The 17,605-nt window shown below is 44.0% G+C and carries 11 protein-coding genes; 5 read left to right on the plus strand and 6 right to left on the minus strand.

Features of this window, described 5'->3' with window-relative positions:
- Positions 1-534: 534 nt before the first annotated feature.
- Positions 535-2,754, plus strand: coding sequence for an NADP-dependent isocitrate dehydrogenase (locus QL919_RS05150; protein WP_290188505.1), 2,220 nt, complete (start codon positions 535-537; stop codon positions 2,752-2,754).
- Positions 2,755-3,058: 304 nt separating this feature from the next.
- On the opposite strand, the gene icd is transcribed toward QL919_RS05150, so the two are convergent.
- Positions 3,059-4,318, minus strand: coding sequence for an NADP-dependent isocitrate dehydrogenase (gene icd, locus QL919_RS05155; protein ID WP_290188506.1), 1,260 nt, complete (start codon positions 4,316-4,318; stop codon positions 3,059-3,061).
- Between the two features lie 207 nt (positions 4,319-4,525).
- Positions 4,526-5,674 carry an IS200/IS605 family element RNA-guided endonuclease TnpB gene (tnpB, locus tag QL919_RS05160; protein ID WP_290188507.1) on the minus strand — a complete coding sequence of 383 codons (1,149 nt, stop codon included), beginning with the start codon at positions 5,672-5,674 and terminating at the stop codon, positions 4,526-4,528.
- Between the two features lie 302 nt (positions 5,675-5,976).
- On the opposite strand from tnpB, the gene QL919_RS05165 reads away from it, so the two are divergent.
- Together QL919_RS05165 and QL919_RS05170 are read left to right on the plus strand one after the other, a co-directional pair.
- Positions 5,977-6,600 carry a pseudouridine synthase gene (locus QL919_RS05165; protein ID WP_290188508.1) on the plus strand — a complete coding sequence of 208 codons (624 nt, stop codon included), beginning with the start codon at positions 5,977-5,979 and terminating at the stop codon, positions 6,598-6,600.
- A gap of 215 nt (positions 6,601-6,815) precedes the next feature.
- On the plus strand, positions 6,816-7,637 hold the full coding sequence (locus QL919_RS05170) for a DUF305 domain-containing protein (protein ID WP_290188509.1): 822 nt from the start codon (positions 6,816-6,818) through the stop codon (positions 7,635-7,637).
- A 165-nt stretch (positions 7,638-7,802) separates the two neighbouring features.
- On the opposite strand, the gene QL919_RS05175 is transcribed toward QL919_RS05170, so the two are convergent.
- Positions 7,803-7,997, minus strand: a complete 195-nt coding sequence (locus QL919_RS05175; RefSeq protein WP_290188510.1) for a hypothetical protein — start codon at positions 7,995-7,997, stop codon at positions 7,803-7,805.
- Between the two features lie 72 nt (positions 7,998-8,069).
- Positions 8,070-10,061, minus strand: coding sequence for a PDZ domain-containing protein (locus QL919_RS05180; protein WP_290188511.1), 1,992 nt, complete (start codon positions 10,059-10,061; stop codon positions 8,070-8,072).
- Between the two features lie 343 nt (positions 10,062-10,404).
- On the opposite strand from QL919_RS05180, the gene QL919_RS05185 reads away from it, so the two are divergent.
- Positions 10,405-10,890 (plus strand): peptidylprolyl isomerase, encoded by a 486-nt coding sequence (locus QL919_RS05185; protein WP_290188512.1) that lies wholly within the window; start codon positions 10,405-10,407, stop codon positions 10,888-10,890.
- A gap of 470 nt (positions 10,891-11,360) precedes the next feature.
- Here QL919_RS05185 and QL919_RS05190 read toward each other — a convergent pair whose 3' ends face one another.
- On the minus strand, positions 11,361-13,571 hold the full coding sequence (locus QL919_RS05190; RefSeq protein WP_290188513.1) for a carboxy terminal-processing peptidase: 2,211 nt from the start codon (positions 13,569-13,571) through the stop codon (positions 11,361-11,363).
- 678 nt (positions 13,572-14,249) lie between these two features.
- Here QL919_RS05190 and nagZ point away from each other — a divergent pair.
- Positions 14,250-15,347 (plus strand): beta-N-acetylhexosaminidase, encoded by a 1,098-nt coding sequence (nagZ, locus tag QL919_RS05195; RefSeq protein ID WP_290188514.1) that lies wholly within the window; start codon positions 14,250-14,252, stop codon positions 15,345-15,347.
- Between the two features lie 169 nt (positions 15,348-15,516).
- Here nagZ and QL919_RS05200 read toward each other — a convergent pair whose 3' ends face one another.
- Positions 15,517-17,118: an OmpA family protein gene (locus QL919_RS05200; RefSeq protein WP_290188515.1), complete on the minus strand. Its 1,602-nt coding sequence runs from the start codon at positions 17,116-17,118 to the stop codon at positions 15,517-15,519.
- Positions 17,119-17,605 lie beyond the last annotated feature (487 nt).

The raw sequence follows: 17,605 nt of genomic DNA on the forward strand, positions 1-17,605 counted from the left end.
TTATAACATGGCTGTCGTTTCACCCAGTCAAGCAAAGCGGTTGGCCAAATTGAGATAAATGCTGAAGAAATCGCAGTAATTCTAGGGAAAAGATGATATCAGAGCCGATGACTGGTAGAATAAGGCTGTTATTAGCTTAATATAAATCCAATACATAGGATATAAGCGAAAACAGTATACTTAGTTCATTATACGAGGTTGACAGTGTATGAGATTTGTAGTGGATTCACTATAACGCGCTGTCAGCAACTTGCGATTAGGCAGCTTTAGATAGATGGTTAATTCGCTGTTTTAAACTGCGTCTTAATGAAAATTAGTCAAAAAATTAGCTAACATGATTGTGCTGGCTAACCAACATAAAAGAAAGAAAATTTAAGTAGCCTCAACATTTCTAAGAGACTACATATGATGTACTTGATCTAACCATATCGTTGACTATTACATAGTATGATTTAGTCATAGTATCACTCAACGATATTCAAAATTATATTTGAGCTTATTATTCACTACAGCCTATAGGAATATTCTACTAATATGTCAAAAATTATTTATACAAAAACTGACGAAGCCCCAGCGCTGGCAACCTTATCATTTCTGCCTATTGTTGAAGCATTTACCCAAACAGCAGGCGTTACTGTTGAGACCAGTGACATCTCTGTTGCTGCGCGTGTGTTGGCTGAATTCCCTGAGTTTTTAACCGAAGAGCAACGCGTACCTAACAATTTAGCGGCGCTTGGCAAACTGACGCAAGACCCTAATGCCAACATCATTAAACTGCCTAATATCAGTGCCTCTGTGGGGCAATTAAAAGCCGCAATTAAAGAGTTACAAAGCAAAGGCTACGCGCTACCTGACTTTCCAGATGAGCCAAAAACCGAAGAAGAAGAGAGCATTCGTGCGCGCTATGGCAAAAGCCTAGGCAGCTCGGTCAACCCGGTACTACGTGAAGGTAACTCAGACCGCCGCGCACCAAAAGCTGTCAAAAACTATGCCCGCAAGCATCCACACTCTATGGGTGAATGGAAGCAGTGGTCAAGCACGCACGTCTCGCACATGCATAGCGGCGATTTCTATGACGGCGAGCAGTCAATGACGCTAGACAAAGCACGCACGGTTCGTATGGAACGCGTGGCTGAAGACGGTACTGTGAATGTCTTCAAAAAAGGCATTGCTTTGCTCGACAAAGAAGTCATCGACTTGATGTTTATGAGCAAAAAAGCGCTGCTCGAATTTTATGAGCAAGAAATGGAAGACTGCCGCGAAGCCGGTATCTTGTTTTCATTGCACGTAAAAGCCACCATGATGAAAGTATCACATCCTATCGTTTTTGGACATGCGGTAAAAACTTACTATAAAGAGGCTTTTAATAAGCACGGTGCCTTCTTTGACGAGTTGGGTATTAACGTCAATAATGGCATGGCAAGTCTGTACGAAAAAATCGCTGAGCTACCAGCCAGTAAGCGTGAAGAGATTGAGCGCGATTTGCATGCCTGCCAAGTGCATCGTCCACGCCTTGCCATGGTTGATTCATCAAAAGGTATCACCAACTTCCATTCACCAAGTGATGTGATTGTAGATGCGTCAATGCCAGCGATGATTCGCTCAGGTGGTAAAATGTGGGGCGCTGATGGCAAAATGTATGACTGTAAAGCGGTCATGCCAGAGTCCACCTTTGCGCGTATTTACCAAGAAATGATTAACTTCTGTAAGTGGCATGGCAATTTTGACCCAACCACGATGGGTACCGTGCCTAACGTCGGCCTTATGGCACAAAAAGCAGAAGAGTATGGCTCGCATGATAAGACCTTCGAAGCGAGCGATGCCGGTATCGCCCGTATCGTTGACGAAGACACTGGTGAAGTATTGATGGAGCAAGCAGTTGAGAAAGGCGACATCTGGCGCATGTGTCAGGTGAAAGATGAGCCTATCCAAGACTGGGTGAAACTTGCTGTCCGCCGCGCCCGTGAATCAGACACGCCAGTTATCTTTTGGTTAGACCCTTATCGTCCACATGAGAACGAGCTCATCAAAAAGGTCAAAATGTACTTGAAAGATCATGACACTGATGGTCTGCACATTGAAATCATGTCACAAGTTCGTGCCATGCGTTATACCTTAGAGCGCGTCGCTCGTGGTCTAGATACTATCTCTGCAACCGGTAATATTTTACGTGACTACTTGACTGACTTGTTCCCTATCCTAGAGTTAGGAACCAGTGCAAAAATGCTATCAGTTGTACCGCTAATGAAAGGTGGTGGTTTGTTCGAAACAGGTGCTGGTGGTTCTGCACCTAAGCATGTCGAACAGTTGGTAGAAGAAAATCACCTACGTTGGGATTCACTGGGCGAGTTTTTAGCCTTGACTGAGTCGTTGGAGCATTTGGCCAAAAACGACGACAATGCTAAAGCGCAAATCTTAGCAGATACCTTGGATAGAGCCACTGAAACACTACTGCTCAATGACAAGTCACCTTCACGTAAAACTGGCGAATTGGACAACCGTGGTAGCCATTTCTATCTAGCGATGTATTGGGCTCAAGAGCTGGCAGCGCAAGATAAAGACGCTGACCTAAAAGCCAAGTTTGCACCATTTGCAGAGACGCTAGCGAGTAACGAAGAAGCTATCGTTCAACAGTTTAACGAAGCGCAAGGCAAGTCAGTCGATATTAAAGGCTACTACTATGCAAATGAAGCACTGGCTAAGAAAATCATGCGCCCAAGTACTTTATTCAATGAGGCCTTGGCTTCACTATAATTGAATAATATACTGACGTAGTAGATAGCTAAGTTTGAGAGGCGGTATGATTCCGCCTTTTAAGCCAGCTTTCAACAGCGCTTTCAATAGTGTAAGACAGTATGAAAAAACACCCCTTAGGTCTTAGACTTAAGGGGTATTTTTTTGACTTTTAAATGGATATGATATTTACAACGTTTGTTAAAAAACGACTGATAAACCATTATAAATTGACCGTAAAAAAGCCACCTACACAACTGTAGGTAGCTTTTTAGCATTGATATTCTCAAGCATTAACACTTAACGACTAAGCTGCTGTTATAGATTAAGCATCCATATGCTTAATCACCGCTTTACCGAACTCAGAAGTACTGAGCAGAGTCGCATCTGGCATCAGACGCTCAAAGTCATAGGTTACTGTCTTATTAGCGATAGCACCTTGGATACCACTGATAATAAGGTCTGCCGCCTCGACCCAGCCCATATCACGTAACATCATCTCAGCCGATAAGATGAGCGACCCTGGGTTTACCTTATTTTGACCGGCATACTTAGGCGCAGTACCATGAGTGGCTTCATAGACAGCGATTGCGCCGCCTTTGTTCGCGCCTGGTGCAATACCAATACCGCCCACTTCTGCCGCTAGTGCATCAGAAATATAGTCGCCATTTAGGTTTAGCGTTGCCACCACTGAATAATCAGCAGGACGCATCAGAATCTGCTGTAAAAACGCATCAGCGATGACGTCTTTGATGATGATGTTATTACCGGTTTTTGGGTTTTTCATCGTCATCCAAGGACCACCATCTAACAGCTCTGCATCGAAACGCTCTGCAGCCAGCTCATAGCCCCAGTCTTTAAACGCGCCTTCGGTGAACTTCATGATATTGCCTTTATGTACTAATGTCACACTTGGCAAGTCATTATCGACGGCATACTGAATGGCTTTGCGTACTAGGCGCTGCGAGCCTTCTTTTGATACCGGCTTGATACCGATGCCGCAATCATCATCAAAGCGAATCTTGGTGACGCCCATCTCTTCTTTTAGGAACTTAATAATTTTTTTGGCATCATCACTGCCCGCTTTCCATTCGATGCCGGCATAGATGTCTTCTGAGTTTTCACGAAAAATCACCATATCCGTCAGTTCAGGGTGCTGTACAGGACTTGGTACGCCTTCAAACCAGCGGACTGGGCGCTGACAGACATATAGGTCAAGCTCTTGACGCACCGCGACATTCAATGAGCGAAAACCGCCGCCAACGGGAGTCGTCAACGGCCCTTTGATACTGATAACATAGTCTTTTAAAATCTCTAGCGTCTCATTGGGCAGATACTCGCCATCATAAATCTTGGCAGCCTTTTCACCCAGATACGCCTCCATCCAAATAATTGATTTTTTGCCATGGTAGGCTTTGTCCACCGCCGCATCGACCACCTTAATCATCACAGGCGTGATATCCACCCCGATACCATCACCTTCAACGAATGGAATAATCGGATGGTTGGGTACATTTAACGACAAATCAGCGTTGACAGTTACTTTTTCGCCGTCTCTTGGTACGATAACCTTATCATAGGACATGGATAAAACTCCTTGGTTGTATGTTAGATGTCGCAGGCGCACTTGACACTCTGTTATGCTAGCCGTTCTGTTATGCTTATAGGGCTACATGCGCTTGTGATATAGAATAGAACAATAATGAACTACCGACCACCTAAAGAGGTAGGGGTTTCTTAGGTAATACCCATACTTGATACGATATTTTGTATCAGCGGTTAGGCAAATGGACTAAGCTAACCCCGTCGTACCGACGGTTTTGAGTGTTGCCAACTTCAATCCTTCGTTTAGGATATTGATACTGGCGTTGATGTCTCTATCGTTGGATTGCAAGCAGCTGGGGCAATTCCATGTCCTCACCTGTAATGGTAGCTCAACCTTAGTGAGTAAGTGACCACAGCCTGAGCAGGTCTTAGAAGATGGATACCATCGGTCTATTTTGACAAGCGTTTTGCCGTACCATTCAGCCTTGTAGTTCAGCATGGCGGCAAAGGTTGACCATGAGCTGTCTGATATGGCTTTAGATAACTTCCTATTCTTAACCATGCCTTTGACGTTTAAGTCCTCAATCGCAATCACATCGTGGTTTTTGATGAGAGTGAATGAGAGTTTGTGTAGAAAGTCTTTTCGGATATTGGTTATTTTTTCATATACCTTAGCTACTTTAACTTTTTGCTTTTGATAGTTGCGGCTCTCTGACAACTTGCGTTGATCCGCTTTGGCCACTTCTCTACGCTTGGCCAGTATCTTTTGTTCTCGCGCAAGCTTATGTTGCAGCTTCGATAAAAAGGTAGGATTAGCAACTTTGCTGCCGTCTGATAAGACGATAAAGTCGGTCAGTCCTAAATCAATGCCGATGTTAGAGTGTGTTTTTAGCAACGGCTCTACGATAGTTTCAACCAATAGGCTGACAAAATATTTTCCTGTAGGATCTTTACTGACCGTGGCGCTCTTAATCAAACCTTTTATCTTGGCTGGAAACTTGGCTTTGATATGACCAATCTTAGGCAGTTTGACGGTGTTGTTTGTGACCGCTACTGTGCCCTTTTGATTATTGGTGGTGTAGCTGTCACGCTGCCCCTTCTTTTTGAACTTAGGGAAGCCTAAACCTTTGAAGAATTTACTATAAGCGGCTCTTAGGTTTTGCTGGACGTTGGCCAACGCCAGGCTATCGACTTCTTTTAGCCAGTCAAACTCTTTCTTATACTGAGCTGGGGTATTTTTAAGGTCAACCTTATGTTCGTTGTAATGATCAATCTTGTCACTAAGCATCCTATTCCAAATAAAGCGTGTGCAGCCGAATGATTTGGCAAAGAATATTTGCTGTTCTTCATTAGGGTAGAGCCTGACTTTATAGGCTTTTAGGATTTGTTTTGGCATGAAGCTATTGTACCATATCAAAAGTCTGACGCATTCATCCCACTACTTTAGAAGTAGGGGAATTCTGCGCTGAAAATGTTAAAGGGCTGAGCAATGATTTTTCTTGCACATAGCACAGATGCAAGTATCAATAATATAAATAACACTACCATATCATGGCTTTAGTGCTGTTATAGACTTGCGTGGTAGCTCATGCTTTTCGTATTGCTTCAATAGCTCATATCGTTCAAGCAAGTCTATGTAATGACAATTCATTGGTGATTGTGTTTTAGTAACCTCTACTTTTTAGGAATTTTTACGTTATGTCGACCTCTAGTCTCATTTTATTTAATAAGCCTTATGGGGTGCAAAGCCAGTTTCGTGATGACAGTAACAACGACCACACCACCCTATCACAGTATTTCACGGATAAATCATTACGAGTGGCAGGTAGACTTGATGCTACTTCAGAAGGGTTGTTGATTTTGACGAGTGATGGTCGCGTGAATAAAGCCATTACTCAGCCCCCTTCTGCGACGAGTTTTGTAAAAAATAAGCATAAACAAGGTAAGACGTACTTGGTACAAGTCGAAGGGCTCGCAACAACAGCGCAGTTAAATGAGCTAGCATCTGGCGTACCGTTAAAAGACGGTAAGACATTACCTGCAACGGCGCTGATGGTAAGCGAAGCCGACTTGCCCATCAAGTTATGGCAACGTGACCCGCCTATCCGTGAACGCAAAAATGTCCCAACCTCATGGCTCATGCTCACTATCTATGAAGGTAAAAATCGCCAAGTCAGACGCATGACAGCGCATGTTGGACTGCCTTGTCTACGCTTGATACGTTGGTCGGTTGCTGGATTTGAGTTAGGAGATTTAGCCGTGGGTGAGTTTGTGCGTATTCATTTGAATAATGAACGCTGTCAGCAATTAGGGATTGATTAATTTTCATACGTACCAGCCTTATTTATCACGTTAATGAAGACTAGCTTTATGGTCTATTAAGGAAAACCCTAATAGCCAATAAATATATTACGACCTGTTAATCATAGCGTCTCGAACTGGTAAGGTTTATCTGCTAACATTCAGCACGTCATTGGTTATGTATAAGAAGTCTCAGCCACTTATTCATCATTCGATTTTTATAATAGGGATATCTCATGATTGCTTCACGTCGTTTTTCTTTGTTGGCCACTAGTATTGCTGCTGCGCTTATTTTAAGTGCCTGTCAGCCGGCAACAGAGGACAACGAGTCCACAGAAGCTGTCACGCCGCCAGTCACTGATATTACCGATACACCAGATGATGCAAATACTGATGATGGTTTGACCGCAGATGCAGACGCAGCGGATGAGTCGCAGATGACTGACATTCTCAGAGACTATACGAGGTCGATGACTAGAATGCATGACGAGATGATGATTGGCATGGGCTATAACGACCCTGATACAGCCTTTGCCAAAGCCATGCTTGGTCACCATCGCGGGGCAATTGAAATGGCAAAAATCCAGCTAAAATACGGCACCGATGAGGCAATGCGTCAACTCGCGCAAGACGTTATTGATGCACAGCAAATTGAAATGGATATTTTAAATAAATGGCTCGCAAGCCACCCTGATGCCGCCAAACCTAAGCCTACTACCGAAGCAATGCAGCAGGCCTATGCGCGCAGCATGGACGTCTTACATGGTGACATGGTGCTTGGTATCGCTGACCCTCAGCCTGACATGGCTTTTACACGTGGTATGCTGCCGCATCATATAGGTGCAGTAGATATGGCAAAGGTGCAGCTCCAGTACGGCACCGACGAAGAAATGCGAGCACTGGCGCAAAGTATCATCAATACCCAGCAGGGTGAGATTCAGCTGATGCAAAACTGGATTGCTGCGCTAGAATCTAGCAACGCTGATGATAGTCAGGCAACTGTCAATACTGAAGCCACGGATGATGAAAAGACTGATGAGACGTCACAAGCTGAGTAGCCTGTTCCTGCTGTTTCTTAAGATATTTTTATAAGCTGGCTGGTTTTATAGTCAAAATATCCTAAAAACGCTACGGTATTGCTGATATCAATTTTTTGTAGCCTCTGTCTGCGCAGGCACAGCAAGCAAGGAAAATTGATATCAGCAGTACGTGATGTATCAATATTACTTTTCGCTGACTATATTATTTAAAGGCTGTCCGGTTTGATTATAGAGTCCTCTATAAAACATCTTAGATTCGACAATAAGAAAGCAAAATAAATCATCAAAATAAAAAGAGAGAGCGGAAAATACAGTCACTAATACAAAAACCCCCTGCCAAGCAATCGTTTGGCAGGGGATTTTATTTTCAGCAGTCATGATAACTGTCTGCTATGACTTTACATACTGAGTATAAACATTCTGAACATAGGCTAAATCAAACGAACACCTTTACACTTGATAGCGCTCCATGACATTCAACCATGCCTGCCATTTTTCTCCTACTGTCGAACGGTCATCACTATCGTCTGCTGCTGTCTCTCCTGATGGTTTAGCGCCTTTTGCTAAATGCAGGCTTACTTTATGCGGGAACGCTTCCTCAACACTTCTATCGGCCGCATCAAGAATATCAATAGCAGGTTTGGGCAGCACATTGACACGCATCAGCTCGTCACGGCGAAACAAATGACATTCTACATTTTGCGCTGACTGACTGAGTAATGCCAATTGCTTAGCGTCAGCTTTGATACCATCAAGAGCAATGATAACATCATGCGCCGAAATACCAGCACGAGCTGCCGCACTGCCACGCATTACGCGATTGACCTTGAGCCCAGCTGGGGTGTCGCTACAGCGCATACCCCAAGGTATATGCTTATCTGCCGTCTCCTTGGTATTAATATGCCATTTGATGCCATTCGCTGTCAGCAAAGCCTCTATCGGCAGCTCTTCTACGCCATTGACATAACGGCTCTCAAAGTTCTCCCACTCTGTCAGCGGCATAAACTGTCCGATAACTGCACCCATATCGGCGCTACTGATACCGATGCGCTTATTATCATTTTGCTTGGCCTGACTATAAAACGCTTTGACCACATCAAATAGACGATAGCGACCGTTGGTTTTTTCGAGCAATATTAAGTCTAAACACAATGCTACCAATGCACCTTTATTATAATAACTGATACCCGCATTGCCTGTATTTTCATCATTGCGGTACAATTTAATCCAAGCATCAAAGCTGGACTCAGCGACACTTTGATGCGCGCGTCCTGGGGTTTGATAGTAGCGATTAATCTGCTCAGCCAATAGTTTTAGATAGCTTGGTTTATCAACGACACCTGACGCCTGCAGCATGAAGTCATCAATATAAGAGGTAAATCCTTCAAACACCCACAGCAAAGGCGTAAAGGCCTCCTTTCGCAAATCAACATTGAGCATCACATCAGGGCGTACTGTTTTTACCCACCACGAGTGGAAGTACTCGTGGCTACACAAGCCCAAAAACTGCTGATAATCGCTGCTCGGAATTTTGGGCTCATTGATATTTGGCAAGTCGCGACGCGGGGTAATCAAGCTGGTAGAGTTGATATGCTCAAGACCGCCATAGTCCTGACCACTGGCAAAGGTCATAAACGTATAATCATCAAAGGGCGAATCGCCTAGCCAATCGACATAGCTCTGACAAATCTGAGTGACGTCTTGCTGTAGTCTGCCCATATCGGCGCTGTGTTTACCTGATAGGTAAAAACTGTGATGCAGCGTCTTATGCGCATCGTCTTGAATGATAAAATCAAACTTGTCTTGCACAGCGATTTCAAAAGGATAATCAATCAGCTCGTGATAGCTATCCGCCTGTAGCGCAAAGCACTGCTGACCATCGAGTCGCAGATGAGTAGCGTCAAGTCCACAAGCTAACAATACACGGCTCTCATCCTTGTCCGCCAAAAACGCTGCTGGCACCAGTAAGCTCACTTGCACTGATTGCTGCTCTTGCCCATCGACTGCCAGTGCCAGCGAGGTAAAGTTACCATATAACCGCTGTTGATCGACGTAAGCGGTACGCACAGATAAATCATAGCAGTAAACTTCATAATGAACATCTACGCTCTGCCCTGCCTGAGCCTGTGGCAGCTGCCAGGTATTTTTATCTGTTTTTATTGCGCGGTGACTCTTAGACTGCTCATCATCCGTCACTTGGTAATGCACGGCAGTGATATTACGCGCAAACTCACGCATCAGATAACTGCCCGGTATCCAGGCAGGCAACCAAAGCTCCGGCGCGTCTGTGCTCGTGGTAAAGCTGAGCGACACATCCACCAAATGCTCAGAAAATCGCTCAAAATCGAATCGATAATGGATATTAGTGGCTGTTTTCACCAGTGTGTTCGATGAATTGTTAGTTGTTGGTTGGTTATTGTCAGTATCAGTAAATGCAGACATTATATTTCTCATCCTTATTGTTATCATTATGGTAGAAGGCATTACCCTAAAACGCAACTGGCAAACTGGCAGTGCCCACTCGCTAGTGTTTAAACGCAATAAATAGCATTTATTTTAAAAAAATAACGATTTATCAGTATTAATTGGCATTTTTTATGGTTTTTGCCTTGAAACTTATACGAGCCATCTCAATTAAAGATGCTAACTGCTAAAGTTACTTTTATAAACTGAAATAAACTGATGATAATTGACTAATGACGTGGCTATTTGGCTTGCTGATTGGCTTTTTTAGGTTTATTGCAATCGTATTTAATTTTTTACATCGATATATTTAGGATATTTTATGACTACTATCGCAAAAGACACCGCCGTCAAATTCAATTACACGCTAAAAGACGACGAAGGTAACGTACTTGACCAATCACCAGAAGGTCAGCCACTTGCTTACCTACATGGTCACAGCAACATCATCCCAGGCCTAGAAAAGCAACTAGAAGGCAAATCAGCTGGCGAAAAAGTCAACGCTGTTGTTGAGCCTGTTGATGGCTACGGCGAGTACCAAGAGCAAGCGGTACAACATGTACCACGTGAAAACTTCCAAGGCGTTGAAGACATTCAGCCTGGTATGCAGTTTCAGTCAGAAGCTGGCGGTCAAGTTATGCTAGTGACCGTTACTGATGTAAACGATAAAGAAGTAACGGTAGATGCTAACCATCCATTGGCTGGTAAGCGTTTGACGTTTGACGTTGAAATCCAAGAAGTACGTGCTGCTACTGAAGACGAATTAAACCACGGCCATGTACATGGTGCTGGTGGCGTTGAGCACTAATCTCTTCTAGAGCCTAGTGTGGTTAGATGATAATATGTATTAAGACGTAATATTATCATTTAATTAAAGAGGTCAGTGACTCTGGTTACTGGCCTTTTTTGATGTCTAGCGTATTATGATTTATTGACTGCCATCTTAATAAATGACTGTCTTGCAGACGTAACAAAGCCGCATAACGACAAGCGTTATGCGGCTTTTATCACTAACCATCCATGTTAACGTTATACGATACCTAATCCCGAGATATCTTACAACTAGCAGGCATCCAGCCTTATCATCCCTAATCAGCAAACCACCTATCCCTGATGCGACCTTTAAGATACCAATCCCTAGTATCAATGAACCGTTTCGTTCAATCGTGCCGTACAGTTATAATCGCAGATTGACCCATGGTTAGTAAGAGGTCTAAACGTCAATCCATGTAAGCATATGCTTACATGGATGTCCTATCAGGGTTTTATGGCTTACCTTTATAACTTCTCTTCAGGGCTAAGCAGTACTTCTGGCTCAGCACTTAGCATGATATAAGCAGCTTCATTGATGAAGGCTTCGTCCTCTGGTAGCTCTGGACGCTCATTGGCTTTCATTTGGCTACGTTCTTCAAATTTTGCATCCATTGCCGCTTGATAAGTATTCCAATTAGAGTACGGTTTTTCACCTGTGGCGATGAGGCGTCTATTTTCCGCTTCTAATGAGCGCTTTTCGATGAGCTGCATTTTAGCGCGGCGGCTATTGATATCGAGTACGATTGGTTTTTTCTCATCATCCATGTCACGAATATCATTGAGGGCTGAGAGATACACGAACTGTGGGTTTTGTTCCTGACGGATTTTCGACTGATCATTGAGTGTCGCTAACGTATCGCTAGTGAACTTGCCTTCTGGTTTATAAGGGGCGGTTCTGATAGTGTCCCAAGGCAATGCTTTTTTTTGTGCGCGCTCACCAAAGGTGGCATCATCATAGATGTTGACCAGTTCAATATCAGGCACCACGCCTTTATTTTGTGTACTGCCGCCAGTGACGCGATAGAACTTACGCTGAGTTAATGTAGCAGTCCCCAAGGCTAAGCTATCAAGCTGAATCTGGGCAGAGCCTTTACCTGTGGTCGTACTACCAACGACCAAACCACGGCCGTAATCCTGAATAGCCGCGGCAAAAATCTCACTGGCAGAAGCAGAGGCTAGGTTGGTGATAACCACCACTTTGCCGTCGTAGAGTTGCTCGCCACCATCATTATCACGATACACCTGGATATTGCCGCGATTGTCACGAATCTGTACCAGTGGTCCGCTCTTGATAAAGAAGCCGAGCATCTTAGCCACTTCATCCAACGAGCCGCCAGGGTTGTTACGTAAATCGACGACCAAGCCATCGATGTTTTCTTTGTTTAATTCTTTTAGCGCTTTTTCGGTATCGACACTCACACTACGGTAGTCTTCACCATTGCGACGTGCACGGTAGTTTAAGTAAAAACTCGGTATCTCAAGCACACCAATGCGTTTCGGCGTTTTATCAATATTAGGACGCTGCACTTCTACCACACGCTGAGTGACACCCGACTCTTCTTGCTGAATGATATCGCGAACCACCGTCACTGTACGGGCGCTAGCATCAGGGGTATTTGGCTGACGTAACTTAAGCGTCACTGAGGTACCGCGCTTACCACGAATCAAACTGACAATCTCACGTGTTGACCAGCCAACCACGTCGGTCATGGTTTTACCATCTTTAGCAATACCAACGATTAAGTCATTCGGTTTTATCTGACCGGTTTTTGCCGCAGGACCACCATCTACCAGTGTCACAATGCGCGTATAGTCTGGGTTTTTGCGATCAGGACGGATAGAGACGCCGATACCTTCTAGCTGCAGACTTGACTGAATCTGCAGCTCAGTCGCTTGAATCGGTGCATAATAGTTACTGTGCGGATCGTAAGTGAGCATCGCTGTGTTTAATACAGTCTCCATGATTTCATCATCTGTGAGACGTTTGAACTGCTCTTGTTGGCGTGAGAGACGGTTGTGCAAAATCTCACTTGGCGTCCGCTTATCGTTGCGCACCAAATCTTGACCACGAGTAATATCTGGGTTATCCAAGAATACTTGCTCTTTGGCTTTTTCATCTTCTTGACCTAAAGTAATACTCATCAGCTGAAACTTGAGCTGACGCGTCCAATAATCACGCTGCTCTTTTTTGGTTTTGAAATGATTGAGCTTTTCACGGTCCAGTACGATGGTCTCATCACCCGTCAAATCGATGTCTGTTTTTAGCATCTTACTGGCCATGGCAAAATACTCATTTGAGCGTTTGCGATAGCGTTCGAAGACGTCTACCCCTGCAGATAAATCACCACGTTTGAGGCGAGCACCAAAATCATCAGCATACTTTTTCTTAAACTCATCAACGTCTGACTGCAAAAATAGCGTATGGTTCGGATCGAGACTGTCTATATACATAGACAATATTTCGCTGCCTGTGGCGCTATCTAATGGCTGATTGAGATAGTGACTGCGATCCAACAAAGCCGCCACTTGACGGGTAGTGACTTTTTGTTCAGGGGTCTGCACAAAGCCTTCAGTGTTGGTTTCTGCTACTGCCGTGCCATAACTTTGGGTAAGAATAATACCGGCGATGCCCACTGACGCTACACTGAGTAACCACTGTGCTGGTTGTTTTTTCATCATATATACCTAGTTGTTTTAAGTTAATAATAGTATGGGGGTTATCTCATTATTTGAATAAGTTGTTATCCATCAACTCTTTTGGTTCTGTTCACTATTCTGTCTGTAGAGTACATCTTTATTTGATGCTAGTGCTATTACTTATTAACGGCTATTTTACAATAGCATGTAGTTATTCAATATTTGCAGGATGAGAATATAAATATTGATGACAGACAATCGCCTTTATAACTCGTTGTTGACTGTCAACATCAGATATCAACGAGTCGTCAAAAATCAATCAATATTATCATGCGCTTAAATACGCAACTGTCTCAAACTGTATAAGCAATCTTACACGCTACGCCCACACATACCAAACTTTCTGTCAGATTTTTCATGGTTCATTATGGTGAGCGTTAATTATCTCTCTTTATGGATTATTGTTACGATTGACAGTGGTCATCGAGAGAGATTGCCGCTAAGCATGGATAATGACTAGGCTGAATAATTAAATCGTATGCGTAAATTGATTTGAATCAATTCATCCGCCATATTATGCTCAATTAATAATAGCTGTCATAATACGGCTATCGTGATAATAGACTAGCATCCGTTATTATCATTACCTATTTGAGATGACAATTATAACTACTGATAACCACTCATAACCATTTATAACCCCATAAGGATTACGCAATGTACGGCGTCTTAATGATTGATATCGATAGTACCGCACTGACTGCTGAAGATGTGAGTTTACTCAAACAAGCACAAGTCGGCGGGGTGATTTTATTTACTAGAAACGTCAGCGATGCCGCGCAAGTACGCGCCTTATGTGATGACATACGCTATCACAATCCTGACATATTAATCGGCGTTGACCAAGAAGGCGGACGAGTCGCTCGACTGCGCAATGGTTTTACTCCTCTCCCTGCTATGGGAAGGCTGGGTGAACTGTTTAATGAAGACCCTAACAAAGCGTTGAGCTGCGCTTACGATTGTGGCTATCTCATGGCGACAGAAGTGTTGGCAGTAGGGATTGACCTGAGCTTTGCGCCTGTCCTCGACAGAGATGGTATCAGCCAAGTCATCGGTGATCGCAGTTTTCATCACGAACCACAAGCCATTACTGCCTTGGCAACTCAGTTTATGCGTGGCATGAAAGCAGCAGGCATGGCGACCACGGGCAAGCATTTCCCTGGCCATGGTGCGATAGCCCCTGACTCTCATGTCGCTGAAGCTATAGATACACGCAGCTTGGATGACATCATCAATAGTGACATGCAGCCTTTTGCCCAAACGCTACCATGGCTCGATGCGCTGATGCCTGCCCATGTAATTTTTTCGCAAGTAGACAACAAGCCAGCAGGATTTTCAAAAATCTGGCTACAAGACATCATTCGCGATCAGCTTAAATTCGACGGTGTGCTGTTCTCTGATGACTTATCAATGGCAGGCGCTCAAGCCGCTGGCAATGTCAGCGCCCGCGTAAAAGCAGCGATTGAAGCTGGGTGCGATATTGCTTTAGTCTGTAATGATCGCATCGCTGCCCATGAGGCGGCTGAAGCGGCACAAGATTTGCCTTATCCCAATCAAAAACGTCTCAAAACCATGTGCGGCAACATACCTGAATGGCAAGGTGACCTTACATCTACTTGTGAGCAATTTGAGTACTGGCAACAAGCCAAACAAAACGTGACTCAGACTTTTTTTGAGGCAGCTGCTAATACCGCATCTGAGACGCAAACTGCGAGCAATATCAATCAGCTTACAGATCCGACTGCTTATAAATAACCGCCGATAAACCGTTGTCTGGAAAATAAGCGGATAGCTTTTAATTTAGAATGTCTGATTCTCTATAATGCTTGAGTACAGAAAAAAACCGCATCTTATAAAGATGCGGTTTCTTGTTTGACAATAACATTTAGCTATTGATTGTTATATCTGTGATTTAACAGACTTATTAGTTTGCTGGATCTACAGCAGTACCTTGAGTCGCATCATCACCATCTGGCAGCAAGTCATCATTGTTGCTGTCTAAAGGATTTAGGTCTGGATCAAGCGCATCGTTACTAATAACCATGCCGTCATTTGCACTGTTTGTTTCATCGTTAACCACAAACTCGATACGACGATTACGGAAACGACCCTGCTCAGTTGAGTTCTCAGCGATAGGCTCTGACTCACCCATACCTTTGGTACTTAATTTGCTGGCATCAACACCTTGAGACACTAAGTATGCTTTTACCGACTCAGCACGTTCACGAGACAATTCCATATTATAAGAATCAGACGCTTGACTGTCTGTATGACCGATAATCATCAGATTCATATTTGGTACTTCAGTAATAATCTTTGCAGCACGATCCAAAACGGCTTTATTTACATCAGGAATCACCGCTTCATCTACTTGAAAATTAATCACTTGAATACTCAAAGCACGCGCAACGTCACGTGGATCTGGGTTGTCACCAAGATTGTTCATAGCGACATCTGCTGCAGCCAGACTGTTATCAATCTCACCTTGCAAATCTAATGGACCTTCCGCTTGCACCGTCATCGCTGGCGCGGCTGCCTGCAAATCAGACACCAGTTTCTGTAGTGCTGCTTCATCAGGAGCGTTGACCGTAATATTGTCACCCTTAATAATCATGCTAGCATTTGGCACGCTTTTAACGATTGGCAAGATAGACGCAAGCTGTGCGGCCGCTGGCATATCTGTTGCAAAGTTATCATCAACATCAGCGCGGCACTTGTTGGCTTCATCACCGAAGGCACCACTGAGGGCATTCATGACGTTACTCTGTAGTGTGTCATCACCAACATTCATGCTACAGGCATATAGTTCACTGTTCTCGCCCGTCGCAATACGCAATGATGCAGGCTCAACATCAGCTGCAACGGCCAACTGCTCATCGCCTTCGTTTGCTTGCTGTTCAGTCGCAACTGGTGTGGCGACAGGTTCAGGATTGTCCTGGCAACCTCTAAGCAGCGCCCAAGCCAGTGCACCTAAAATAATCAAGCCGATAATTGGCAGCAGTGCTTTCATAAAGCTGCCCTTTTCTTCTTCTTCACGATGCAGTGGCGCAGTGCTAGTCGTATCAGAGATACGTGTTCCAGTTCCAGCAGCAGGCGTGGCAGCCAACATCCCGGCTGGTAATACCGTGCTCGCCCATGCAGGGATATGATGCTGGTAGCTGGCAAGGTTATCATTCAAAAACTGTGGTACAGGCGTGGTACCTGCCAAGCTTTTGATTTCATGAAAAGCGAGCGGTGCAGCCATGGCAATCAGACCGCGTGAAGCCGTCGCGTCGACATTGTGCTTGCCTGCCAACTCACGAGAAATCTGGTCACGATGTGAACCATCTGTCCACACACGGTCATAAAACCCTTGGTCATCACGGGCTATGTTTTCGTTAGCAAAGCGACCATAAGTATCATTGTCCGCCAAGCGCGCGGCAAAGATAGCGTAAAACTGCTCAAGTAAGTTTTTCTTAGCTGGGCTGCGGTCATCACCTAATACAGCTGGGCTGACGGTCCGCGTCAAATGACTGATAATATCCATAGTGTAAATCCTCCGTTAATGCTTATTTGTATAATTAGAATACTTAATGATTAGAATACTTAATAGTGCAATATAAAATCTGATATAAGATAAAAGCCACGACAATCAAAATCATCAATGGCTACATTCAACTTTTGTCATTATAGGAGTATTAAGCAGGTGTTCACAATCAACACGTTGTTGTGCAAATGCTACGTTAGGTAATGTTTCAGTTGCGACACGTAACCACGTAGCCATTACTATACAAATTGCTAACACAAGGACGATCAATCGCTCCATACGAAGCTATTAATGCCCTACTAAATGCAAGTCAGGTTGTTAATGGAATAAAAATCAATGGATGAAAAAATAGGAGTATAAACCCCACTCTCAACTTCGAAAGTGATTGAAAAAAGAAGAGCACCTCACTAATCTATTGTTTTCGACCAAGAATACAATGGAGTTGTGAGATGCCCATAGACGAATTTATCATCAATATCTATTTAAT

The organism is Psychrobacter sp. APC 3426, assembly GCF_030408035.1.
In the GTDB taxonomy this organism is placed as follows: domain Bacteria; phylum Pseudomonadota; class Gammaproteobacteria; order Pseudomonadales; family Moraxellaceae; genus Psychrobacter.

Coding starts and splice junctions, on each gene's coding strand:
- icd (WP_290188506.1), bottom strand. CDS start 4,318: ATGTCCTATGATAAGGTTATCGTACCAAGAGACGGCGAAAAAGTAACT.
- nagZ (WP_290188514.1), top strand. CDS start 14,250: ATGTACGGCGTCTTAATGATTGATATCGATAGTACCGCACTGACTGCT.
- QL919_RS05165 (WP_290188508.1), top strand. CDS start 5,977: ATGTCGACCTCTAGTCTCATTTTATTTAATAAGCCTTATGGGGTGCAA.
- QL919_RS05170 (WP_290188509.1), top strand. CDS start 6,816: ATGATTGCTTCACGTCGTTTTTCTTTGTTGGCCACTAGTATTGCTGCT.
- QL919_RS05150 (WP_290188505.1), top strand. CDS start 535: ATGTCAAAAATTATTTATACAAAAACTGACGAAGCCCCAGCGCTGGCA.
- QL919_RS05180 (WP_290188511.1), bottom strand. CDS start 10,061: ATGTCTGCATTTACTGATACTGACAATAACCAACCAACAACTAACAAT.
- QL919_RS05175 (WP_290188510.1), bottom strand. CDS start 7,997: ATGACTGCTGAAAATAAAATCCCCTGCCAAACGATTGCTTGGCAGGGG.
- tnpB (WP_290188507.1), bottom strand. CDS start 5,674: ATGCCAAAACAAATCCTAAAAGCCTATAAAGTCAGGCTCTACCCTAAT.
- QL919_RS05200 (WP_290188515.1), bottom strand. CDS start 17,118: ATGGATATTATCAGTCATTTGACGCGGACCGTCAGCCCAGCTGTATTA.
- QL919_RS05190 (WP_290188513.1), bottom strand. CDS start 13,571: ATGAAAAAACAACCAGCACAGTGGTTACTCAGTGTAGCGTCAGTGGGC.
- QL919_RS05185 (WP_290188512.1), top strand. CDS start 10,405: ATGACTACTATCGCAAAAGACACCGCCGTCAAATTCAATTACACGCTA.